The 1,033-nt window shown below is 48.0% G+C and carries 1 protein-coding gene; it reads left to right on the forward strand.

What is annotated here, in order from left to right:
* The coding region (locus JX312_RS13945; RefSeq protein ID WP_204458523.1) for a glycoside hydrolase family 3 C-terminal domain-containing protein at positions 1-1,033 on the forward strand (1,033 nt) is incomplete at both ends.

The following is a 1,033-nucleotide window of genomic DNA, read 5'->3' on the forward strand; positions in this document are numbered from 1 at the left end:
ACTCCCCGTTTCAACAACTATAAGTATTCAGATAAGCCTGATTTAAAGAAACATGCTGCATATGCCCGGAAGATTGCACCGGAAGGGATGGTGCTTCTGAAAAACGACAGTGAAACGCTGCCTTTCGGAGACAATATCAAGAAGGTGGCACTCTTCGGGAATTGTGCGTATGATATGATACCCGGCGGCAGCGGTTCGGGAGACGTGAACCGCGCATACAACGTTTCGCTTCCCGATGGCCTGAAAGGCGCGGGATATGAAATCGACAAAGACTTGATGGGGAAATACTCCCTTCATATTGCGTCGGAAAGGAAACGTCTGGAGAAGGAGGACAAGACTTTTCATATGGCTGCGAAAATGCGTCCTGAAGAGTTAGAGCTGAAACAGAATGCAATCAGGAAGATTGCAGACCGCTGCGATGCCGCGGTGATTTCTGTGGGAATATCGGCAGGAGAGTTTGCCGACCGCTCCACACGCAGTTTCTACCTCGACCCTGTATTGAGCCGGCTCATGAAAGAGGTCTGCGATGCGTTTCATGCGCGGAACAAGAAAGTAACCGTGCTCTTGAACGTTACCGGTGTCATCGAAACGGATTCATGGAAGGATATGCCAGACGCGATCCTGTGCACTTGGCAATGCGGTCAGGAAGGTGGCAACAGTATTGCCGATGTGATTTCCGGCAAAGCTTATCCCAGCGGCAAGCTTCCCATGACTTTCCCGATCGATTATTCAGACCATGATTCCAACCGGAATTTCCCCCTTGATGCCGACACCGGCATAATTTTCGGAGCCAACAAACAGAAACATTCCCGCGAGAAGAGAAATATTGACCATACTATTTATGAAGAAGATATATATGTAGGATATAGATATTTCGACACATTCGGCAAAGATGTGGCGTATCCGTTCGGATACGGATTGCAGTATACGACTTTTGATTATTCCAAGCCGGCAATAACTTTCAATGGAGACAACTATCTGATAGATATCACCGTCACCAATACAGGTAAACGGGAAGGGAAGGAGATCGTCC

This window comes from Barnesiella sp. CU968 (assembly GCF_905219685.1).
Classification (GTDB): domain Bacteria; phylum Bacteroidota; class Bacteroidia; order Bacteroidales; family Muribaculaceae; genus Lepagella; species Lepagella muris_A.